This is a genomic window from Pseudomonas sp. A125 (assembly GCF_055409485.1).
The window spans coordinates 197,401-218,956 of record NZ_JBUZVP010000011.1 but is presented as its reverse complement, the minus strand read 5'-3'; the positions used below and the strand labels follow the sequence as shown (position 1 = coordinate 218,956).

Annotated in this window: 34 protein-coding genes; all 34 read left to right on the top strand. The window is 54.5% G+C overall.

What is annotated here, in order from left to right; genetic code table 11:
- The first annotated feature begins 38 nt into the window (after window positions 1–38).
- The 34 genes from ACZRN6_RS17390 to ACZRN6_RS17225 all read left to right on the top strand — a co-directional run bounded on the left by ACZRN6_RS17390 (window position 39) and on the right by ACZRN6_RS17225 (window position 21,539).
- The gene (locus tag ACZRN6_RS17390) at window positions 39–548 is read left to right on the top strand and encodes a hypothetical protein (protein WP_194941099.1); all 510 of its coding nucleotides are present in this window, start codon (window positions 39–41) and stop codon (window positions 546–548) included.
- A 157-nt stretch (window positions 549–705) separates the two neighbouring features.
- Complete coding sequence (locus tag ACZRN6_RS17385) at window positions 706–969, top strand: hypothetical protein (RefSeq protein WP_078465986.1); 264 nt, start codon at window positions 706–708, stop codon at window positions 967–969.
- Window positions 970–1,035: 66 nt separating this feature from the next.
- The gene (locus tag ACZRN6_RS17380) at window positions 1,036–1,368 is read left to right on the top strand and encodes a hypothetical protein (RefSeq protein ID WP_078465985.1); all 333 of its coding nucleotides are present in this window, start codon (window positions 1,036–1,038) and stop codon (window positions 1,366–1,368) included.
- Window positions 1,369–1,428: 60 nt separating this feature from the next.
- Window positions 1,429–2,076 carry a hypothetical protein gene (locus tag ACZRN6_RS17375; protein ID WP_078465984.1) on the top strand — a complete coding sequence of 216 codons (648 nt, stop codon included), beginning with the start codon at window positions 1,429–1,431 and terminating at the stop codon, window positions 2,074–2,076.
- A 77-nt stretch (window positions 2,077–2,153) separates the two neighbouring features.
- Complete coding sequence (locus ACZRN6_RS17370; RefSeq protein ID WP_078465983.1) at window positions 2,154–2,510, top strand: hypothetical protein; 357 nt, start codon at window positions 2,154–2,156, stop codon at window positions 2,508–2,510.
- A 125-nt stretch (window positions 2,511–2,635) separates the two neighbouring features.
- Window positions 2,636–2,914, top strand: coding sequence for a hypothetical protein (locus ACZRN6_RS17365; RefSeq protein WP_078465982.1), 279 nt, complete (start codon window positions 2,636–2,638; stop codon window positions 2,912–2,914).
- Window positions 2,915–3,178: 264 nt separating this feature from the next.
- Window positions 3,179–3,589 carry a hypothetical protein gene (locus tag ACZRN6_RS17360; protein ID WP_169922128.1) on the top strand — a complete coding sequence of 137 codons (411 nt, stop codon included), beginning with the start codon at window positions 3,179–3,181 and terminating at the stop codon, window positions 3,587–3,589.
- A 91-nt stretch (window positions 3,590–3,680) separates the two neighbouring features.
- Entirely contained in the window at window positions 3,681–4,622 is a 942-nt protein-coding gene (locus tag ACZRN6_RS17355; RefSeq protein WP_284184478.1) for a hypothetical protein, read from the top strand.
- A 114-nt stretch (window positions 4,623–4,736) separates the two neighbouring features.
- Window positions 4,737–5,522, top strand: a complete 786-nt coding sequence (locus ACZRN6_RS17350; RefSeq protein WP_194941096.1) for a hypothetical protein — start codon at window positions 4,737–4,739, stop codon at window positions 5,520–5,522.
- Between the two features lie 87 nt (window positions 5,523–5,609).
- Window positions 5,610–6,209: a hypothetical protein gene (locus tag ACZRN6_RS17345; RefSeq protein WP_078465978.1), complete on the top strand. Its 600-nt coding sequence runs from the start codon at window positions 5,610–5,612 to the stop codon at window positions 6,207–6,209.
- A 272-nt stretch (window positions 6,210–6,481) separates the two neighbouring features.
- The gene (locus ACZRN6_RS17340) at window positions 6,482–6,811 is read left to right on the top strand and encodes a hypothetical protein (RefSeq protein ID WP_078465977.1); all 330 of its coding nucleotides are present in this window, start codon (window positions 6,482–6,484) and stop codon (window positions 6,809–6,811) included.
- A gap of 136 nt (window positions 6,812–6,947) precedes the next feature.
- Window positions 6,948–7,865, top strand: coding sequence for a hypothetical protein (locus ACZRN6_RS17335; RefSeq protein ID WP_011923144.1), 918 nt, complete (start codon window positions 6,948–6,950; stop codon window positions 7,863–7,865).
- Window positions 7,866–7,915: 50 nt separating this feature from the next.
- Window positions 7,916–8,242 carry a hypothetical protein gene (locus ACZRN6_RS17330; protein ID WP_011923145.1) on the top strand — a complete coding sequence of 109 codons (327 nt, stop codon included), beginning with the start codon at window positions 7,916–7,918 and terminating at the stop codon, window positions 8,240–8,242.
- 67 nt (window positions 8,243–8,309) lie between these two features.
- The gene (locus ACZRN6_RS17325; protein WP_011923146.1) at window positions 8,310–8,999 is read left to right on the top strand and encodes a hypothetical protein; all 690 of its coding nucleotides are present in this window, start codon (window positions 8,310–8,312) and stop codon (window positions 8,997–8,999) included.
- A 344-nt stretch (window positions 9,000–9,343) separates the two neighbouring features.
- Window positions 9,344–9,826 (top strand): hypothetical protein, encoded by a 483-nt coding sequence (locus ACZRN6_RS17320; RefSeq protein WP_194941095.1) that lies wholly within the window; start codon window positions 9,344–9,346, stop codon window positions 9,824–9,826.
- Between the two features lie 20 nt (window positions 9,827–9,846).
- Window positions 9,847–10,158, top strand: coding sequence for a hypothetical protein (locus ACZRN6_RS17315; protein ID WP_116827200.1), 312 nt, complete (start codon window positions 9,847–9,849; stop codon window positions 10,156–10,158).
- Between the two features lie 955 nt (window positions 10,159–11,113).
- Entirely contained in the window at window positions 11,114–11,470 is a 357-nt protein-coding gene (locus ACZRN6_RS17310) for a hypothetical protein (RefSeq protein ID WP_078465972.1), read from the top strand.
- Window positions 11,471–11,866: 396 nt separating this feature from the next.
- A complete protein-coding gene (locus ACZRN6_RS17305) occupies window positions 11,867–12,199 on the top strand; it encodes an Arc family DNA-binding protein (RefSeq protein ID WP_011923151.1) in 333 nt (110 codons plus the stop codon).
- A gap of 542 nt (window positions 12,200–12,741) precedes the next feature.
- Window positions 12,742–13,377 carry a hypothetical protein gene (locus tag ACZRN6_RS17300; RefSeq protein WP_221730299.1) on the top strand — a complete coding sequence of 212 codons (636 nt, stop codon included), beginning with the start codon at window positions 12,742–12,744 and terminating at the stop codon, window positions 13,375–13,377.
- Window positions 13,378–13,423: 46 nt separating this feature from the next.
- A complete protein-coding gene (locus ACZRN6_RS17295) occupies window positions 13,424–13,777 on the top strand; it encodes a hypothetical protein (protein ID WP_078465969.1) in 354 nt (117 codons plus the stop codon).
- Between the two features lie 90 nt (window positions 13,778–13,867).
- Window positions 13,868–14,443, top strand: a complete 576-nt coding sequence (locus tag ACZRN6_RS17290; RefSeq protein ID WP_078465968.1) for a hypothetical protein — start codon at window positions 13,868–13,870, stop codon at window positions 14,441–14,443.
- A 76-nt stretch (window positions 14,444–14,519) separates the two neighbouring features.
- Window positions 14,520–14,975 (top strand): hypothetical protein, encoded by a 456-nt coding sequence (locus ACZRN6_RS17285; protein WP_194941092.1) that lies wholly within the window; start codon window positions 14,520–14,522, stop codon window positions 14,973–14,975.
- A 110-nt stretch (window positions 14,976–15,085) separates the two neighbouring features.
- Complete coding sequence (locus tag ACZRN6_RS17280; protein WP_161952149.1) at window positions 15,086–15,238, top strand: hypothetical protein; 153 nt, start codon at window positions 15,086–15,088, stop codon at window positions 15,236–15,238.
- Between the two features lie 101 nt (window positions 15,239–15,339).
- Window positions 15,340–15,828, top strand: coding sequence for a hypothetical protein (locus ACZRN6_RS17275; protein WP_284184480.1), 489 nt, complete (start codon window positions 15,340–15,342; stop codon window positions 15,826–15,828).
- A gap of 51 nt (window positions 15,829–15,879) precedes the next feature.
- Complete coding sequence (gene rpoH, locus ACZRN6_RS17270) at window positions 15,880–16,749, top strand: RNA polymerase sigma factor RpoH (RefSeq protein ID WP_221730297.1); 870 nt, start codon at window positions 15,880–15,882, stop codon at window positions 16,747–16,749.
- 289 nt (window positions 16,750–17,038) lie between these two features.
- A complete protein-coding gene (locus ACZRN6_RS17265; RefSeq protein ID WP_221730296.1) occupies window positions 17,039–17,293 on the top strand; it encodes a hypothetical protein in 255 nt (84 codons plus the stop codon).
- Window positions 17,294–17,477: 184 nt separating this feature from the next.
- Window positions 17,478–17,801 (top strand): hypothetical protein, encoded by a 324-nt coding sequence (locus ACZRN6_RS17260; protein ID WP_221730295.1) that lies wholly within the window; start codon window positions 17,478–17,480, stop codon window positions 17,799–17,801.
- Between the two features lie 74 nt (window positions 17,802–17,875).
- Window positions 17,876–18,196: a hypothetical protein gene (locus ACZRN6_RS17255; RefSeq protein ID WP_116827210.1), complete on the top strand. Its 321-nt coding sequence runs from the start codon at window positions 17,876–17,878 to the stop codon at window positions 18,194–18,196.
- Window positions 18,197–18,221: 25 nt separating this feature from the next.
- Entirely contained in the window at window positions 18,222–18,665 is a 444-nt protein-coding gene (locus ACZRN6_RS17250) for a hypothetical protein (protein ID WP_078465962.1), read from the top strand.
- Between the two features lie 214 nt (window positions 18,666–18,879).
- Window positions 18,880–19,194 (top strand): hypothetical protein, encoded by a 315-nt coding sequence (locus tag ACZRN6_RS17245; RefSeq protein ID WP_078465961.1) that lies wholly within the window; start codon window positions 18,880–18,882, stop codon window positions 19,192–19,194.
- A 586-nt stretch (window positions 19,195–19,780) separates the two neighbouring features.
- Window positions 19,781–20,026 carry a hypothetical protein gene (locus ACZRN6_RS17240; protein WP_169904097.1) on the top strand — a complete coding sequence of 82 codons (246 nt, stop codon included), beginning with the start codon at window positions 19,781–19,783 and terminating at the stop codon, window positions 20,024–20,026.
- A 30-nt stretch (window positions 20,027–20,056) separates the two neighbouring features.
- Window positions 20,057–20,596, top strand: a complete 540-nt coding sequence (locus ACZRN6_RS17235) for a hypothetical protein (protein ID WP_078465958.1) — start codon at window positions 20,057–20,059, stop codon at window positions 20,594–20,596.
- A gap of 86 nt (window positions 20,597–20,682) precedes the next feature.
- Window positions 20,683–21,165, top strand: a complete 483-nt coding sequence (locus ACZRN6_RS17230) for a DUF2968 domain-containing protein (RefSeq protein WP_078465957.1) — start codon at window positions 20,683–20,685, stop codon at window positions 21,163–21,165.
- 2 nt (window positions 21,166–21,167) lie between these two features.
- A complete protein-coding gene (locus ACZRN6_RS17225; protein WP_284184481.1) occupies window positions 21,168–21,539 on the top strand; it encodes a hypothetical protein in 372 nt (123 codons plus the stop codon).
- Window positions 21,540–21,556 lie beyond the last annotated feature (17 nt).

Below are 21,556 nucleotides of genomic sequence, written 5' to 3'. Positions count from 1 at the left end.
CCAAGCATCCTGGGATCCTCAAAATCAGGAGGTGCCAAATGTCAGAACCAACGCCAGAAGCAACAACAGTGATGATGGCCCACGCTCTCATCAACACCCTCAAGATCGCAGGCTGGACCCTTAAAGCAGTCTGCAACTACTCTCACGACCGCCACCCGGTTCAAACTGCAGAGGAACTTGAGCCACTGCTTGAATGTTTCGATGTCTGCATTCTCGAGTTCTCACACACCACGTCAAGCGAAATACTGAGCAGGGTGCGGTTCGACAATTTTGCTGAACCCAAAGATCAGGTCTATGGCTGGGCGGAAACCGGGGCCCCTGGTTTTGCTTCCCTGCTTGAGGGTTTCGTCGCAGGTATCCCCGCCCTGTTGCTGCAACGGAAACCAGACATTGGACTGGATGCTTTGCAATTGTCGACGAAGTATTCAGCAGCAGGTGAGCATGGCCTGTATACGAAGGAAGACTGGAGATACGAGGTCTTGAATTGTGACACCTTGCAGGGCTACTGGAACTGGGTCGCTTCGAAAATTGAGTGTGCTCAATCCTAATTCAGCAACCACGTGCGGTCAGGCCCCCGGCATTCCGATCCGACCCTGAGATTCGTAGAGTTGAGGGTCTATCGGTCGCTCACTGAATTTCTGAGCGGGAGGGTTCTGGCACCCTTAATTTCGACGGAATATAGCTCATAAAATCAGGGAGCTAACCGTGAATAATCCTACCTCTACCGCCACATTCGCCCCGAACAAATCCACAGCTGAGGTGTACACCAATACCGGCTCACTCCCTTACGACTACGAGGATTTCGGGCTATCTCGCAGCGAGCTCGTGGCCAAGTTCCTTGAGGCTGGCGAGCACGAGCACTACCTGCGCTCGGACTGGAGCGCAGCAAACCCCGTTGGTGAACAAACAGTCCCCGACTATTGGGACTGGGTAATGGCTCAAATCGCTCAGGACGACGAAGACTACTAAGGCGCATCCACCCCTATAGTAACGGCCAGCCCTGCCGGCCCCTTATCGAATAGCTGGGAAAAGAGCATGAGCTTCAACCGGGAAAACATTTGTTGGCAGTCCAAGGATGGCAAGTGGTCGCTGGCGTTCTATGAGTGCTGGCCTATCAACGATGATGACGATGACCACGATTCTGAATGGGACGTCGAGTACGGGGACCAGTTTGAGTGGGTCTCAACCGGTCACGCCACTGAGGAAGCCGCTCAAAATAGCTGGCATGGCGCGAATCCGGGTGGTGGCTCAGTCATGGAATGGGGCGACGGGAGTGCGAAGGCATGCGAGCAGCTGGATGTTAAAGCGAAGTCCTTTCTGGCCAACCAAATGGAGCAGACCAAGCTGAATAGAAATCGCGGCTGGTGAGGCTTCTGCCACATCCAATCCAGACGGACTATGGGTCATCAACTTCAACTGGTGACTCATATGCAACTCCAGAATCTCAAAGGCAACCTGCTCAGCCTCTACCTCGCTATTGCACTTGAGCCCTCGAAGAAAGGCCTTATTCGCGCCCCGTGGGATGATTGGCAGTGCGACATAATTTTCAATCGCCGCGAGTTTGGACCTTTCGACACCCCAAAAGCTGTCAGTAACCCTAACACCCTCCTCGCCATCATGCCCTTGGTAGCTCAGTGGCAGCTGTCTAGCCGTCCAATCGGCACTGGCCGTTGGTTGGTCGAGACACCTGACGGTCAATCTTACATGGGCTCCAGCCTCGTTCACGCTTACACCTTGGCGGTGATTGGCACCAGCTTGGGGCAGGATCTTCCGGACTGGTATGAGGACCCGAACCTCCACGTTTCCGTCTTCCTGCCACCGTTTAACGTTGAGTACGGCACAGAGGGTCCGAACGCTTCGACCCCTACAGTATTGACTTTCAAGTCCGACAGCCATGAGTGGGCTACCTACGATGAGGCGCTCGCTAAGGCCAAGGCAATGACGGCCGAAGCGCTAGCCTTCAATTACACATGCGATGGGCACTCGTGGGTTCAGGTGCAGCTTATGGATGGCACCGTGCACACTTTGTATCAAGGGGCCAGCACCCTTGGACTACCGGCCTGCACGCCCCCTTGAAGGCATTGCGGTACACTTCAACCACGCTGGCGTCGGCAAGACCGTCGCCGGCACGACAAGATTTTGAGGATAAATCAGTGACTCAAACGCTCAAGGCACATCTCTTCAGCAACAAGGCGAACCTGTTTTCCAAGGGTGGCGCTGGTAAGTCATCGGTGGCCGGCATGGTCGCTGCGGAATTCGCCCGCCCGAAAGGGCAATGGAAGCAATACTGGACACGCCACCTGCTCAACCTGTCGCCAGCAAGCCGATTGCCACGTGGTTTCAATCCCAGGCTGGTGGACCAAGTTACGCTGCAAATCGATGCTGACCCTGCTCCTGAATCTAGCTGGATCGACCAGAACAAGTCTGCAATCAGCGAAGCGGTTCAAAAGCTCGCACCGGCCGAGCCTGTGAAGAAACCCACCCGCAAGAAAGCAAAGCCAGCTGAGTAACCAACCCAGTAATTGTGGGGGTGCCTGTCCTTTGAGATAGGCACCCAATTGACTCGCTTTAGCCGCTTCTGCCACACCCCGTAGGGGCTGATGATGACCTCATCGAAACCTAACGGAGAAACACCATGGCAGCGCTCTATGACTTTCGCTTTCTGATCCGAAAAGTCAGCTTCGTCGGGAACCTGGTCATCGCCGCCAGCGGCAGCGATTCAGTCCTCTTCGAGGAATGCAAACAAATGACCTACCGCGACGCCCAGACCCACCTGGCGCATCTGAGCAAAGGTCAGTCCCAAAGCCACTCGGCAATCCTCAGCCTCAAATACCGGGATGACAAAAAGCCCCGCGGCTGGAATGGCAACACTCAGAACAGAATTGACTACGAAGCAACAAGCGCAGCAGCTTGAGGCGTGATTTTAGGCACCTCGGTTTTCGCTGGGGGGCCTTCCCTATAAGGGATAATGTCCTTTCCGCAACTACTGGGGGCTTTCCCTGCTCACCGATGCCGCGCCTGGTCAGACGCCCAGTCACTGATACCCCAGCGGCTTTTGGCCCGCACACGCGCTGCGGAGAATGCAGCCGGACGAGAGTTCGAGGCCATAGATGTTCTGCCAGAAATGCTGCCTTTCAGCTGATCTTGCCCTTTACCACATCCAGTATAGGAGTCCGCCGTGACAACCTTCTCAGAGACTCAAGAGCATCGTCTCGCCATCGCCAACTCATTTCTAAACGCAATTGCCAGTCATGGCCGGCAGTTCTTCCTGCACAAAGCCAGCGGACGGATTGCAGAACTGAGCCTACACAACGAACGCGTACTGATCCTGGACGAGTACACCCAGAAAGTCGTTGATACGCACAGCGATGGAAGCTGGCCAGACTTCTGCCATGGGGGCGGATTGAGGGACTTCGTGCGGGCGATCCGTGACTTTGTTCTGTCGGGGGATCAGATCCGACATCAGTATTTTAAAACAGTCCCACCAGGTGAACGCGAGTTCAATTATTGGGGGTATGACAACGCTTCACTCGACCTAGTCCGAGAGGCTGGCCAACAGCTTGGAATTGTCACTGCAGGATCTGCCTGACCCGGTTCTGGCACGAGTCATCTCGGCATATTGTTTTCGAAGGGCTGACTTAACGATCAGCCACCCCATCCTTTAAAACCGAGTTGAGCCAATGACTTCAGCAACTACGTCCGTAGACAGCAACGACAGCGACCATTCACTGAATACACTCCAGGCCCTGAAGCTGCTGTGGCCTTCACTGAAGCAGACAGTGGAGCCTTTTCTCATTGCCTCACCGGAAGTCGATAAAAGCGCCGCCGAAAGCTTCCTCGCTATGCTGAACTCAACTCACATTGCGGAGCCCTCCAGCCCGGCCGCATGGGATATCGAGGGCTTCAATCACTGCATCAGTCAGGGTTCCAAGGCGATACGCCAGCTGCTGAATGATGGGCCCTCTGCAGGCGGATGTCATTCCTTCAACGCAGAGCACTGCATTCAGATCGCAAATGAGTTAGTGCATCAGGTGGATATCAACCGAAAGGCATGCACCTCAGGTAATCGGGCTGGCGTTACTATCCGTCCCGTTCAGGACAGCTCGAATTCAACTGAGCAGGGCCGCTCTGTCCCTGCTTACAAGTTCGATCGTCTGGTTCAGCATGCGAAAGCGCAGGATAAAACGATCGCCCGACTGCAGGCTGAGCTCAACTTATACCGCCTGTACCAGAGTGATGAGCCTTCCATCTGGGTCTGGCAGGGTGATGGTGAAGACCACCCCGAATCACTGGGCTGCCCAATTCTGATCCAGCCGGCCGACCTCAAGGCCATCATTGATGCCCCTTCAGACGAAGGCTTTGTGCTGCGAGCTGCAATGCACCAGGGCCGCCTTGGACGTGTGCCACTTAATTCGCGCTACTACCTGGCAGAGTGCGAGAAATGCGGGTGGCTTGGCAGTTCACAAGAGTGTACTTCCTCGCCATCTGCATCGGGAGACGATGGAATTCCATGCCCCTGCTGTTTCCGAGACGAGCTGAGCGAGATCGATACGGCACGGGCTCTGGAGCTTCTTCAACTTGTCGTTTTCGGTGCCAAATCGAGCATCGGGTGTCCTTCCTGATCCGTAGTCGTCATGAGCATGGAATTTTATCCGGAATTCCATAACATGGTTTTGGGTTGCAGAGAGGGCGCAACTCTTCAAAATGAGGCATCACTAGTTCATTGAGATCCTCACATGGAAAGCAACCCAACAATATTTGCAACGGCATCTGATATCACTGTCGATGCAAGCGAGCGTGGGTCGATAAGACTTTTGGCTCCGGGTTTTGCTGTTGAGATCGCAAGCGGCTATGGCAGCCTCAGCTACTCACTCCGCTCTCTGGACGAGGTAGATACCCGCCAAGGCTACGAGCAACCTCTCTCCTACGTGGTTGCCGACCACTCCAGCTCGAAAACAGTCGCTCATTTCACTACCCGTGAAGAAGCAGACAAGCTGGTCGAAATGATATCTGCAGCTCGCGACCTGGGTGCAAAACGCAAAGCCGAGGACGAAGCCGAAGCTCGCAAAAAGCTGCACCCGTTCCGGAGAACCCTGTTCACTTTCGCTGAAATGTTAAGCGCAGCAGTGCTGATTGGCTTCATCGGCTCTGGTGCAGCAAACATCGGTTGGAACGTCGCTTCGCCCTTGGTCTCCCGAATCACTGGCGTTCCTACACCAGCCGAACAATATTCGATGGATCGAGCAGACACTCTCGACCAGATCAATGCTGTAGTTCATGCCGTGCCAATGATCATGAACCAGGTCAGAAACGCCAGGATCAGCGAACAGTTTCAAAACATGGTCGATTCTTCGAACGCCCAGGTCAGTCGTGAATTGATCGGCATGCAGATGTTGCCGTCCGCTGCGGCTGATCGAGAAACTCATGACCGCCAGCAGATGCTCGAACACATCCCTCCTTTCGCTCGTACGCCAGAGCAAGCGGCTGAGCTGGATGCTGCGCAACCTGCAACCGAGCAATAGGTTTGGGGGGCCGGCGATTCAGCCTCGCTGGCTTCTGGCACGACCGAATGACGTTGAACATAAGGTCTCACTGATTCAGGAGGCCCTATGAAGCCAATTCAACTGCTCGTTATGAAACTCTGCACTGGCCCCAAAGCGTTGATCATTGAGCTTCCTGCGGAGCAAGAAGCCTCGTGCCTTCAAGCAAGCTTCCTCACTGTCGCCCTGAACATCTTGGCCGAGACCGGGCAAGCAGTCGCTGTCGTTGAAAACGGTGAAATGCGCCACTGCGCCCTTCTCAGTCCAAAAAACAATCTTGTGTTGGACTCCACGGGGATTCGCCCGCTCGAGCAGTTCAACGAGTATTGGCAGCGTATGACTGTCGGCAAAGCGACCATTCAGCAAATGACCATTGCAGACCTTGTATCGCTTTGCCCTCCCGAATCTGGTTTTTTCGCCCGCGCGCTGTCGAGCTTCGAGAAGGTCGTCGTGAAGCACTTGCCAATTACGGCGCTGGCACCGGCGATCGTTGGCTATCAAGTTCACAGCCGTGACCAAGAGCATTGGGCTGATCGACCCAGCTTTGAGATCCTCTCAATGGAAATGGCTCATCAAGATTTGGTCGAGGCCCGGGGGTCGCAACCCGACGCGGGCTGGTTGATGGTAGCGATCCTTGATGGAGACATTGAGGCCCCAACTTTTGCCTGACATAACTGCTCGTTCGCGTTCCTCCCCTGATTAACTCCTTCAAGCACGATTCACCATATGCCACCTAAACAACCGACTGCCGATTCTGTGCCTCAAGCAGACGACATCAGCACTTTGATGTCCAGGTTTGGGCCAGACACATTCCAACGATCGGGATACTGGATCACAGGACGGCACCGACTTGCGTAGCTGAAGTGATCAATTTTTGGGGGTTCTGGCACACCATGACATGACTGAAGATGACTTATCACTCAACTACAGGAAGTCCACACATGGCTAACTCTCTCACCATCATCCTCACCGAATTCAAGACCCTCGGTACTACCGAGACCCACTGCGGCTACATGGCCATGGACGATGGAGTCGAAGCTTGCTGCCGGGTTTCCGATACGTGGGAAGGCTTCAAGAGCAACTACCCCACCCTTGAGTCACTGATTGATCAAGTGATGGGTGAGCAAGTCTTTGAGCACCTGCAGGTGTCGTACACGGTTCAGGGCCTGGATATCGAGGTAGATGGAAATCACGGAATGTGCGAGCTGAAAGGAATCAGTGTGGTGGGGGCCGAGTTTCTTTACGGCCCGAACGCTGCGCTGGCCGCCTGACCGCTTGAATTGAATGAGCCCTCCCAACGTGGAGGGCTTTTGCTTTCTCGAAGGAAAATTTCATATGTTGCCGCTTCTGGCACACCTTAGGTGACAGGAAAATGAGCCCATTCTGAAATTCAACGGAGGCTCATTTATGAAACCCACCTACACCTGGACTAATCAAGCTCTCGCGCTCCTCGGTACTGATACTGATCGCGCTGTAGCCGCAAAGCTTGGGATTACCATTGGTGTCGTCTCCAGCAAGCGTACTCGGCTCAACATCAAGCCATCCCGGTCCAAGGGTGCCCCGGAGCATGGGGCGCTTCCAGCCGCGCCTAAGGCTGCTCCCAAAGAACAATCTACACCCAAGGTCAAGTTCTGGACGGTTGATCGAATCAAACTCCTCGGCACTAAAAGTGACTATGAACTCGGCAGGATCTGGGGCGTGAGCAATAAGCGTGTCACTAAAAAACGGGCTCAGCTGCAAATCTCGGCTTTCAACACCCACGCCCGCATTGAGTGGACTGAAGACAAAATTAAGATGCTCGGCACCATGCCGGACAAGACGCTGGCCAAACTACTTGGGGTCAGCCGGAGCTGCGTAACCCTTCGTAGAAGTGAACTTAAAATCCCTGCCCTGGTAACTCAACAAGAAGTGGTATGGACTGAGGAAGGCCTCAGGTTGCTCGGGACGATGTCCGATAAAGACGTCTCTTCAGCGATAGGCATCTCGAGCAGCTCCGTTGCCTACAAGCGCCAGCAACTTCAGATCGGCGCTTTCGTTGGTGGTCGGGCCAGTAGCTGGACACCCGAACGTGATGCAATCCTCGGCACGATGACCGATCGGGAAGCTGCAGATCAACTGGGCGTAACCCTACAGACAGTAATGTTGCGGAGGAACGCATTGAGCATCGAAGCTCAGACCCCAAAACCTAGGCATCAGTGGACTGAAGCACAGGTGCAAAGACTAGGTACCGTTCGAGACTCCGTGCTGGCCACAGAGATTGGGGTTTCGCTCAACGTGATTGGCAACAAGCGCAATCAACTCGGCATTGAACGCTTTGCCGCTTGAGCCCCTCGACAATCTCAATAAGCTGCCCGCTGGCGCACCAAGGAAATGAAATGGCACCCTCGACCGAGGAACTCCTCAAGACTCTTCAGGAAATGCACCCGGAATTGAAGTGGGGCACTTACCCTCTCAGTGATTACGACATGTACGCAGAACTGGATGCGCCCGAAGTGCTCGTGTGCTTCGGCAGCGAAGACTTAGATCTGGAGTACGGACTGGTTGACCCCTGCTCGACCTTCACTGGAAAACGCTGCCTCCCGGCACACTGGGGGATCTCTGGCGAAGCCGCCGAAATGATCCAGGCCCACAACAAGGTGTTTGTTTCTAAATACCCGAACTTTGACGGACCAAGGGCCAGCGGCGAAATTCGCGAATCTTAATTTTCAAGAGCTTCTGCCACGCGCAACACACTATGACAATGATGACCATCAACTAAGAGGGCGCATCATGCGAAATCAACCAGATTCAGCACAAACACTGAGAGGGGCGAAGGATGTTGGATCACTTGCCCCCCTGGATCGCATCCGCTTGCGCGCTCAACTGGGGATGGCCGACGATGTCACTGCATCTAACATCCGTCGAGCCACAGCACTGCTGATTCAGCGCATTGCCGACTACTACACAGTCATCCAGTACACGGGCCCTTCCTACGTTTACGGTAGGGTCAATAGCGATTACCCCTCAGCTCTCAAGGCTACCGCCAGTCACAACTACATGGATGGCTCTTGGAGTTATCGAGAGATGACTCCTGCTCATCCGACCTGCACGAATGAGTCACTCTTCAATGAGGCTGGCTGGATGTGCATCGACACAGCATGCCGCCTGGCCGCCTGGGAGATGTCTGAAGAGGTACCAGAGGCTCGCCCGATCCTCGACCAAGCCCGATATGCGGTGAAATCCCTTTGCGAGGCACGTGAAGTCTCAGAGTTGAACTGGCAATCATCGCGCCGGCGGTTGGGGACACCGGGCATTCAAAAGGTCATCAAGCGCATCACCGCAAAGCTCCGATTCGTCCGAATTGGCAAGGGTGCAGTCAGGCCGGTCGTCATCCCACAAGAGTTGATCTCAATGGTCAACTCTTACCGGAATATCACTGATTGGTCTGCTGAAGATCAACAAGTCGCACTCGCCGGGTAACGGCATTTTATTCACCCACTTAACGCAGGTATCAAACATGAGCAGGATTTGGACGGTAGTTCGTTTCCCAAATGGCAGCTGGAGCTATGGCGGGTCGCCAAGCGATCCTGACTATTCGGAGTGCGATATCTACTCAATTGAAGCTGTCAGCCCTGAGGCGGCAGTCAAGTCGGCTCAGTCAAAACGCTATGCGAGCCTTCGCAAGGCAAAACGGCAGGCCGATAAGGATGCATCACCGCCGGCAGCACCTATCTGCTAATTCTGCGGGATTGTGGCACACAGAACATGGCCACAGAATTACTCCGTCAAGCAATGACTTGGTAACAACTGAGGAGGCAGAGACCATGCTGAAGAGCGTCAAGAGAGTGTTGGCCAGGGCGTTAGACCGAGCAGGCCTTGCCGTGGCATCTGCGGAGCACGCGTATAGCCACTTCGGTGACGATTTCACACGCTGGACGGTGTGCACGCATTGGGCGGAAGGTTTCTTTGAAGGTCTGGCCATGGGAATGAAAGAAGTGCGCTCCCACCAGCCCTCCTTCAATCCCGATTACCAGCCAAGCGTACGATTCAAAGTGGCAGGCAACAATCTGCTGGTTGAAGTGGACTTGTCCACCGCCGACGGCACCGTTAAGCCGGTTCTGAGCACCCTGAGCTACGGCGAGGCAATGGCTGCCGCATCGGGACTGAAAACGCTGCGCGGTACCGGTGTATTTGCACTAAATGACGAACAAGCTGCCGCCTTCATTCGCGCCACAGAAGAGCTCAAGGCTGCCCGTATCTACGAACCACCAAGGTCGCAGAGCACTACTCGCCCGGCCACTCGATAACTGACACAGAGGAACACAATATGATCCAGGCACCAACCATCAACACTCAAGCGGCTCAAACCAACCTGACAGCCATCGCAGCCTGCATGGACGAAATGGCAATTCAGATGATTGAATCTGCCGACGTCCTGCGCACATCGGCAATGACCAGCGTCATCGGTAACTCGATTGCAGTGACCGTGAGCGGCATGAAGGATCGTGCACATCAGATCCAGGGTATGACTGCCGAATTCCGCCTCTCTGGTGACATGGCAGCTTTCGATGCAGCCTGCCAGCTGGCCGGCTGGCATCCAGATCCACAGGCACTCGAAAACCTTCATGGCGCTCATTGACTGTGTGGCGTGAGCCCGCGCAGTCCGTATTACTCGCTGCTAACCCGTGGGTGAAGGTATGCGCCCTGGCTTTGACTTGGCAATTTGGTGGGTTGGCCGCTTGAAACAAGCCTGCGAGAACCTGCTCGATTGCCAATATTAGAATTCAATTTCCGGTGGCATCGCCGCCATCTTTTAGATATACCTGTTCCTAACGCAGCCACCAGGATTGGCTGGGGGCATCCGCCTCCCGGCAAAAAAAATGAGTAAAACCGGAATTCTCGACAGCAAGGACTTAGCTAGAGGGGTCGATATCGCTTCATCTCTGGACTTGAGATTCGAATCCAGGCGAGAGAGGCGAAAAGCGCGGATCCACCTGACCCTAATCATCGCAACAGCTGCAGTGACCGCAGTTAATCTGCTACCCGGGTTCCAGGCACCACTGATCTGGGCCGGCTGCGCAGTCTCAGCTTTACTCCTCGCTCGCAGACTCCCCACGGTACGATCCTCACTTCGCAGGACGGCGGCCACCAAAGAATCAGCTCTTCAGATCCAGTCTCTCCTGATTGAGTCTGGCCATGACGAGCAAGCTTTCGCATTCAAGGTCTCCAAGTTTCAACCCAAAATGCGTGTTCGGGTTGTTACGGTCACCAAGGACAACTGCTTATCGCTACGTACCTACAGCGTGATGCCGGGCTCAACCGCAACGCTGGAAATTGAGAACCGCCAGGTCTACGTCAAGAGCTGGCTGGGTAAGACCTTTGGAGATAAGTGGACCCAGCTGGCACAGGACCGCGGTATCTCCACTCCGAGGGCTCGATCTCCTCAGCTCAGATTTAAAAGCCACCCAGCAAACACCCCTGGAATGACTCATTAATCATGGACTAATGCTTCCTGAATTATTCCCACTAGGTGGTTCTGGCACATGCTGGGAGACCTGATGATGGCTCCATCAACTTACAGATGGAGTCATCACTTGAACCAGCTAATCAATCTCGCCACCCGCGAAGGCATAAGCTCTGCTGAGCTATTCGCTACCTTTGACTCCGACATCGCCGGCGAGACCTTCACCTTCGCGATTCATCGTCACCTCTCCTCCAGCACTCACATCAAGGTATCTGAGCTGCACACCGGTATGGGTGTTGCTGAGATCCCCTTTGAAGCCCTGGTACCTACAGAGTCGCCAGTCTTTGTGGACACTGAGCTTGCTTTGCAGGGCCAGAACGCCCTTGAGCAGCTCATCAGTAACCGTGGCGAGCAACTGGTCGCCAACGTTCTGATCAACAATCGGTTGGTTGCACAAGTGCTCAACGAGCGCGGGCAAATGCATTGAAGGCCACTCGACTGTGGGTACCTGAACCAGCGGACGCATGGATTGGCTACTGTCGGTATGAACCTAGTGCAGGCGGGTGCGTTACTCACTTATTTCGCTCCGCCGGGACAACAAGCCTTTGCGGCGTAACCCTGACTGAAGACACAGGGCAAAACTATGCCGTAGCCGGATCTGTCAGCTGTAAGCGCTGCACCAGGATCATGGTGAATGCGCTGAGCACGTCCAAAACATCCTGAAATTCGGGAACCTGTTTTGGCTGGCGTTTCGGCTCCATATCAATACTATTTAGCCACTAGGCATACGGAATAATGATATTTCGGGGTGCTGGTGGCACGCACAAACAAGCCTAAAACTGTGCGACATGAGCCGAACTCGACGGCATGAAAAGAGGAACACATGATGACCACACCCAAGCTAGCACCCTTCAATAGCCGCACAGCTGACAAGTTCGTTGTCCGCCTCCCTGACGGAATGCGTGAGCAGATTGCCGACATAGCCAAAGTACACCATCGAAGCATGAACTCCGAGATCATTGCCCGCCTGGAGACTAGTTTGGCGGAAGAATCCCAAGCAGCCGCAATTCAGGTTGATGCCTCCAGCCTGACTGCAGGCGAGAAGCAACTCATTAAGGCCTTCCGGAACATGCATGGCCCGCACCAGAAAGCCATTCTGGAATTGATGACCATCAAGCCGGCATTAACCGAAGTTTCCCAGTCGCGCGTTGCCTAACACCAACTCGCACAAAGCCCGGAAGAACCTCGTAAAACGAGCTAGCTCCGGGCTTTTTTATGTCTATCAATCGCCACCACCGACGTCCCGCTCAGAAATAAGGAGAAAGGTATGGACCACGATTTAGAGCACTGTGACAGTTGCTGGACCGAACTCGAAGCTTCACAAATTGGACTGTGTGATAGCTGCCAAGGCGAAGAAGGAGTCATCGTTAAGGACGCAGGGCCCTCCGTAAACATCATCAAAGCGGCTTTTCGAGACGCCAGCTTTTTTTCCCGGCCAGACACCAGATTTTCCAAGAAAGCACACATCGTGCTGGATGGTTCAAATCCCGCCTGTGGGCTTCGAACAGTGCTTTGTGACAAAGAGCCAGCAGTGGGAATTTCAAAGTTCCTCCGGTGCCAGCGAAAGGGTTGCTGTGAGCACTGGCCGACGGCGGTTCCGGAGGACAAGGAGTTCCATTAGGCAATTCACCTCAACGGCTTCTGCCACATGAAAGACCAGTTGACCATTGCTCCATTAACTAACTGGAGCAAGTCCTGATGAAAACAGCACAAGCCACCCCCCTAAACCTCAACCAGGCCTTTCATCTCTATAACGCTCAAGGCGTTGTCCGAAATGTGAGCGCTCGAGCTCGGGTTTGCATTCAGGGCCGATCGGAGCAATTTGTTAAGGTCATCCTTCTCGCTGATTACACAACCTCCTATTGGGATCCTAAGCTCGCAAGCGCATATGCAGTTGCTGCAACGTTTGTCCTCGACGGGATTTCCGAGCGTTCCTATCAAAAGGCTGTAGACCATGCCATTCGACAACACGGGCGAGGCCCAAACGGCCAAAGCCAACGCTCTGAGATGCAGGCGCTGTGTGACTTGATCGCGAGCGGGAGCGCGGTGTGCATCCAGCGGGATGTCGACCTGATCACCACCCTGCAGCAATGCAATCTGCTTGTTCCTGCAATGGAGGCCACTTTGGCTGCTATCCCAGCCCAGACTATGTACGACGCCGATCGTACTGTTGCTGGGATCAAGGGAGAGTTCACTGCTGATCACGTATCGCAGCTGGTAAGCATCACCATGGGTGAAGGCACCACTAACTTCTCCCGCGAGCGTCTCGAACAGGAGTCCGAAGGCGGCCAGCATGCCAACTGGCGGTTCGAACAGAACAAAGTGGCCGCGTAGAGCATACCAGGGGGCCCGGCGCCCTCCCCAAATCAGGAAGGTCTTCATGCGCAAGCATCATCCACCGTTCGCCAAGCACGCCCCGCACATCCAGGCCGCTCTCGATCGTGCCAAACAAGAAAAGGCCGATGGCGTGATATCAGGTTTTCGACTTGTGCATGATGGTGCACAGCTGCTGCCAAAGGCCGGCGGCTTCACATACGGCCGAATCGGCTTTGAAGACGAAACACCCATCCAAACAACTCGGATCAAGACTGTTGGTGCCGATATCATCACGACGGACAGTGGTCGTCGCTATGTCATCGCCGATTACCACGACGACGCCGCTGCCGATCTTAAAGCATTGAGAGCCAACATCCGGAATCGAAAGAAGAACCCAACATTGGTTCTTGCGAGCTAGAAAACCCGGGTGAATTAAATCTGTTCCGCCCGCTTCTGGCACACGTTGGACGCTCTTCTAATAGGGGTATCAACTAATCAGGAGCGCAACATGGAACACATCATCACCCCAGGCAACAAGTGGATTCCCGCGGCGAAGATCGTTGCAGAGACACCAACCACGGGTGACGAGAGCGGCTTCTACAAGCGCTTTGCTGGCGGCATCCTCTTCTACTCCCTGGATGGACAGGTCTTTGCCTGCTTGGTCACCAATCGGCATGGAGAGCGCTTCTTCGTTACGGCCACTGCGAGGGTTGAGGGCATCTTATTCATGCACAGCACCTGCAGCATCACGGAAAAGAAGTTAGGGCTGACTGGACTGGGCCTTCGGGCAGAGCTTGAGCTCGCTTCCAACATCGTCGATGAACTGGACTTCCTCAAGGCTAACGGCACCATGCTCAAGCTTGGTGTGACCTTCGACCAGTACGTTGCCATGGCCAACCGCGAGACAACCACGCAGGAGTGCCTGGCAGCATTTCATGAGGCTGGCCTCACAACTGAACTGCAAGGGATTGAAGACGACGGCTACCTTCTGGCAACACGTCTGGGCCGCACCATGCTTCACGCCGCTGGCTACCAGAATGCGAGCGGCATGTGGGTAAAGACGCCAGACAAAATCGCAGCCTAAGTCCACGCGGGGGATTCTGGCATGCCTGAATCCCATTCAATCTTCAACTTCTAGCCATCCAGAAAGTGAGCCAATCATGAAATATCTGTTCTGCAACCGCGTGAACTACACCTGGGCCGGGTTCGTACTGAGCATTCTGTTATCGAACGTTGCCGTCCTCGCCCTGCTGCATACCGGTCTGATTCAGGAAGCGCCGAACGAAACCGTTGCATTGGTTTTTGCATCTTTGGTCGTAACCCCGCTGATGCAGCTGGCTCGCAAACACTGGTATCCCGATGCCGACAAAAATGCGAAATGGTCACTTACTTGGGCCGATGCACGCATCTTCATGCTGGCCTTGCTGATGGACTGCCTGGCGCGCAGTAGTGCAGCTGCGCTGCTTAGCATGGTGAGCTCTGTTGACCCCTTAACCCCGGCGCTCACCCAGGGCTTGTCTTGGGTAGCTTATGTTGTGGCCGCGGTCCTGATCGGGCGATATTTGACCCAGCGTATTCAACCGGCGCCGTTGCTTGCTAAAGAAACCCGAGTTTAGAGGGTTTTGATCCCCAGTTTGGGTAGCACTCAGAGCGCCTGGGTCAATAGACTGAGCCGAACAGCAATTTCATTTTCGACACCGACTTCCGGGAACTGGAGGAACAAACCATGAAGGATTGGGTATCTTGGGATCGTAAAGGCCGCCCAGTAACTGGCTTGATTGATGTCCGCTACAACGACGGAAAGGAGTTTTTCAAGAAGCTCGCAGAGGATTGCTATTGGGGCACCGACAGCCTAATCGCATTCTGGCGCAAGGCTTAGGATCCTCAAGTTCGCGCGACAATCCCAATCTAGTTGAAGGTGGTTCTGGCACACCCAGGCTCACCCCACAATCCCCTCATCAACTTCTGAGGGAACTAAAAATGCAACTGATCGACAACATCAAACGCTCCATTCAGGCTGGCATCGCTCTGAAGAACTTCAAGGCAGCGAATGGAATGGATGGCCGCATGTGGTCGGCCGATTTGATTATCAATGGAGTAAAAGTCGGGCACCTGGTCGACCAAGGTCTGGGACACCTCGATACGTCATGCACTGACGAGGCGGTATCAGCTGTGTGCTCTGCACTCAAACAATCAGGCTACGACCTAGCACCGCGAGACGACTTCCCTCTGCCCGTACCTACCAATGACTTCGGTTTTTTTGAGGAAGCTATTGGGCTTATGGCCGCAGAGTTGGAGGATTTGAAGGCTCTGAGGAAATCGATCAAGCAGAAGATTGTGTTTGAGCTGAGCGACGGTAAAACATACGAGATTAAGGCCGCATACACCTCGATGCTTGGCGAACTTGTACGCAAGGAACATGGCGACAAGCTGACATGCATCATCAATGAAGAGCTTGCCGCTCTCTAAGTAGACTGCCCGCCGGGACGGCGGGCCACCACTCTCTCCAGGAATGCAACATTGAACACTTCAACACTATCTACCAAGGCGGCAGCCCAGATCCCGATGGTCCCGGGATCGAACCTCGATGCTTATTTGACCGTGATTCACTCGATACCAAACATGAGTGCCGAGGAAGAGCGACGTTTGTCTGAGCGACTTGTAGAGCACAATGACATGGACGCAGCGCGCCAACTCGTTACATCCCAGCTTCGCTTTGTCGTGCATATCGCGCGAAGCTACTCAGGATATGGGTTGCCTTTAAGCGATCTGATCCAAGAGGGCAACATCGGGCTGATCAAAGCCGTGAAGCGATTCAATCCCGCAGCTCAGGTCAGACTCATCACTTTCGGAGTCCACTGGATTCGCGCAGAGATCAACGAGTTCATTATCCGCAACGGTCGAATGGTGCGCCTGGCGACCACAAAGGCTCAGCGAAAGCTGTTCTTCAATCTGCGCAAGCAACCCCGGTCCCGCAACTGGCTTACTGCCGATGAGACGAGGCACATCGCCGACACCCTCAATGTGAGCGTACTCGACGTTAAGGAGATGGAGACGCGCATGGCAGGTAACGACACGTCGTTTGACCCTGCCGCAGATGCAGATGATGAATCGGCATACCTCACCCCGGCCCATCAGATTGGAGACCACCGTTACGATCCTGCCCATCAGTACGAGAGTGAGGCCGACACTTCGATAGATGATTTGCATGAGGCGCTCAACAGTTTGGACGAGCGCAGCCGGGACATACTTGCGCAGCGATTCCTGTCGGAGAGCAAAGCGACACTCCATGACTTGGCGTCCAAGTACAACGTATCAGCTGAGCGTATCCGCCAAATCGAAAAGCTGGCCCTAGCCAAGCTCAAGGTCGCCATTCCTCTGGCAGCGTAACCCTGGCGGAAGTCGAGCGCTCTCCTACAACAGGCCTGGTGGGTAATCAAAGTTTCAGCTCACGGGCTGTGCGAGCCTTCACGTTACTCTGGACATGGTCAGCGCCTCGCTTCGGGGGCATGCGGGGCTTGTTCAGGACAACTTCTACCACCGATGCGGGCATAACGCCCTGGTACGGCGCCGCGGAAGAGCACTGGCAATAGCCGCCGAGCTCTCGGCTTAAACCTACCCACTTCTGGCACGCGGGGCTCCGACTGAGAATTATGGTTCTCACAAAAGGAGCCCCAGGATGAACAAGGTTACGTTCTCTCCAGATGCCCGCCTGAACTTCACTATCATCACTGCGGATGAGTGCAAAGGCATCTATGGCACTGCCAATTACGGTGACCGCCGGCAACAAACCCCAGTTCAATGGGTACCTTCTGAGCCAGTGCTCCAGACCGAACAGGTCAACTTTCACCTATCACGATCAAAATGCTCCGAAGGTCATGAAGAGATCGACGGTGACACCAGGCGCGAGCTTGAGGCGAACGTCGAGCGATGAATTCCTCAGCCTGCTACTCAAAGGGTATTGCGCCGAGGAAGCGGCCAACCTATGTAAGGCCACGCTCTGACATCTCTAGCTTCATGTTGGTAGCCCCAGGTTCAAGCCAGGCTTTAATGCAAAGTCCTTCGTTGCACGCGTGTAAGCTAAGGCCATGTGCCAAGACAGAAGTCAGGAATACCTCATGTCCGATCCAGCCGTAGTTGCCGCGCTGTGCCTCTTGCTTACCTGCACGCCCGCACTTGCCCAGAACCCAGCGCGGGGTTGCGTTCTGCTTAACCCTGTTCAGCTGAACGTAGTCACAGCCAAAGATCTATCGTCTAAAGATCTTTGCACCCGCGACGGGAAAACCATCAGCTCGGTCAGCGTCGGTAATTCCCAGGCGTGGGAAGGCAAGCTTGTTCCACCTTATAACCGCGTAACCATGCGGGCTAAAGGCGAGCCTGTCGAGACGATCGTTAAGTTTCAGACCCCCAGCGCGACCTATCAGGTCCACATCAAACCATAGGTGGCTTGTCCCCCGGTTCTGGCACGTCAACATCGGCTGTTCAATGGAGTAACTCACTCCTAGGAAATGCTGCAATGTCATACGACCCGGACCAAACTATCGACCGGATGGTCAACTACACGGCAGAAGTGGGCGGACACCGAAACCGAACAGTCCGACTGAATGATGGCAAGGTACCACTAGCTACGTGTACATATAATTTTGCACAGGACGATCAGACCAAAGAAATGGTCGCTAACCGCATTGCTGCACTCTGGAACCTGACCCAGGGAATCGGAACGGCAGATCTTGAGCATCTAGTTTCAAAAGGGATGACACTCTCCAAACTGATGGATATGGCGCTGGAGAATATCCGCAACAGGGGTTCTGCCACACCTGGTAAGGCCAAACAATAGGCCCATCAACCAAACAGGTGACCCCATGAAATCAGCAGCACAGCAAACCCCACTGTTCTCCTCTTCCCTACTGGTGAGTGCCGGCATCACAGATCTGTCGAAGATTGTCAGCCTATCCTTTGACCTGCAGCCGCAGATCAATAAGCGCTCCATCACCTACCGCGAGCAAACGACGGTGTATGTTGATGACATGGTGGCTCAGGTTCGCCTAGTCGTAAAGCTCAAGGTTGAAAGCAAAAAGCGTGGGGCTAAGCGAGTCCAGCTGCCGGATAGTTACCCTGACCTACAGGTGGCGCGCCTGGTGGGCTACGACCCTGTGAAGCATGTCTGGGGGACTGTGAGTCATACAACCAACACCCTGCCTGAGCCAGAGCTTCATGAAGCCTGGCAGGCGCATCAAGAACTTGAAGCTGTCCGAGCCGGCATGAAGCAGAACGACCCTTACACTTGGTATCCCATCGCTAAATAGAACGCGAAGACCGCACTAGCAGGGCTCGCCCTGCTTTTGGGGGAAGGTTAGGCACAACCGCCTTACCTATCCTGAAAACCGCGACCCCATTTTGGGTTTGTCCTTGCCCCTCCGAACCTCATGATGCGTCGGCCCTAACGTCAGGTACGTATTAATGAGAAGCCCCACCCTTAACAAAGCTCGCCTGCAATGGAGACGAGTAGCACTCTCCGCCATGATGATTGCCCTCCCGGCCTATGCAACAGCTAAAACGTTGGAGGTACAGAACCTCCAGCCAATAACCTCGGGAATGAATGGAATTGTTGTCCTCAAGGTAGTGGGGTCAGCATCTTCCTGTACCTATATGGGGAAGCTGGTTCAAATAGCAGCCGGCCAACCGAATGAGAGATGGGTCGTAAAAGCTGATCAGCGCGTCTGCCTAAAGTCGGCGCGTGGGGATATGACGATGGCAAAGGTTGAAGCCCTGGCTCCAATCAACACCTTCCCGATTCCGAAAGAGAGCAACCTCACCCTTTACGTCCGGGAATAGGTCAGCGAACACACTGGGGGCGGATAAAAAGATTCCGCATGCAGAATCTTTCTGTGAGGGTTGGGGCACATCTGTTTACGGTTAAGACTTACCGCACAAATTCAGAGCGAGTGATGCGTAATGGGACACCCAACCGCCTACAAGACCCTATCTGGCCTGCTCAGGGCCACGGAGAGGGTATTAAGGGACAGCCACCAATCGATCCGCCACACATTCGATGGTTTGTCCCGGGGGATGTGGCTCAAGAACGCTGAGTATGTTGCCGATACCCAGTTTGGGGATACTAGCGGCGTTGCTGAGCTACGCCGTAAGTGGTCCACGAGCCGGCCCCAGGACTTAATAGGCGGGAATGCTCTCTTCGGAATGCCATTGCCTACACGTGAGTACGCAGCTGGGGACAATATACCTGGCTGCGGATTGGTCCAGGATGTCCATGGCGAACAGCTCAAGATCAATGGACATTGGTATCACAAGCGGTGCTTTAGCGCCAAGGGAACAGCATAGAAACCGGGCACCTATCGTGCACCAATCCTTACTGTTTCAGCACACCGGCAAAGATGGAAATCAGATTTCAGGAGCTTCACCAATGAACCGCACCACCACTCTGCTGCTTGCCGCAGTCGCGTCAGCTGCAACATTAAAGCTGATCGCGAAGACCCAGGCTCAGGGCACTGATGTAATTCTGGCCACGGCGAAGATGGTTCGCAACGATATGCTGGCGCTTGAGGCGCATGTCAAAGCTACCGGTATTGATGTGGGCCAAAACCCACTGTTCCATATGGTCCAGCATGACTATCCGTCTGCAGGCCCTTTAGCAACTCTGCCGGCATAAGCGTAGAACACATAGCTGAGGTACCAACAAATGACCGAATTCAACAGCCAGTACGACCGTGCCGTCTGGTCTCAGAAGCTGGTCACTTACTACTTCATCGACGTCAACATGCTCACACAGGCAATCCATAATGCCCTGCCGATGCCCGCGCGGGCAGCACACCCGCCCGAGCACATCGCCGCCATGCTCACAAGTGACTTGGCCATGTTCCCCGAGCGCGGAGCGGGCTGGTACCGCAGCGTTGGTAGCCGGGAGTTTCTGGGGATCATCCTGTTTGTCCGACGTTTCAGCCGATGGATGAAGTCTCTGGGCGCCTCGTTAGGGTATGACGTCGACTCTATGCTTATGGAAGATGACTGGGTGGATTCACTCCCAGAGCTCCAGCCCGTACTTTGGGGGCTGATGGATCGTGTCCGCTCGGACCTTCAATCCGCGAAAGCGATTACTGACATCGGGTCAATCGAGGCCGCATTTCAAGTGTTGATTCGTTCTGTGGACGCGGGGGAGCACCCTCACCAGACCTTTGTAAGGGCTGAGAGAGTCACCCAAGGACTTCGGCTAGTTGGTTGAGAGCAACAGCAGGGCTTCAACGCACCACCCGGTTCTGGCACGCACCAAGTTGCCGCATGCTAGCTTCATATTCAACGGAGCCTGACATGAAATACCCAAGCCCGCCCCAACTCCAAGCCCTGTACGAAAGCAACGAAGAGCTCATTCAGAACCTGACTCAGCAAATGGTCATTTCTGCCCAAGACATTCAGGGCATCAACAAGAACATTCTGACCCGCCTGGCGAGTGATTTCTGGGGAATGATCTCTTCTAACGCACGGGCTGAGATGATGAGTCACAGCCACCACTTTGTGCGTAGCTGTGCCCGGATAGGGCAGCAAGATCTTGAGAAGGCCCTGGCAACACCAATTGCTGACCTTTCAGAAGGACACCTCGTAATGCTGCGGCAAGACCTCTGTCGGCGAGCGGCTGAGATGGAAGCCGATCCCGTCATCCAAAAAGCGGTTCTGGTTCGAGGTTCAGCTGAAAACGCTGATCTGGCATCCTTGAATGTTCAGTTACACGCCGTGCGTTGTCGCCTGGCCGCAATCGGTAAGCCCGAATCCCCCAAAACCTACATTTGGATCTGAAAATGGGTACGTTTGCCGCTCAGACACGCAATAGCATCACCTTCGGTGTGAAGGTGCAAACTCGCACCGCCCCGCGCACCCTGAAGATCCGTTCGGTGTTCACCCGGCACAGCCGGGCGGTCACAGATCGGGAGTGCTCCGCAGCTGCATCCGACATTGCCCTGACTCTGCGCCAGCAGATGCCTGTCCAATGGCTGCTTGAGGGTGGTGACAGTTTCGATTTCGATCTGGCTGCCATCATCGACGGCCTTGATGCAATCAAGCCATTTGGCTACCCAGAGGATCCACCAGGTTTAGCCCTTGATGATCTGAACGAGCAGCTAGCCAAGCTGCTTGATTGGGCTGACGATGCTGAGATAAAGCTCATTCCCTGAAGCTTTACCCATGATCG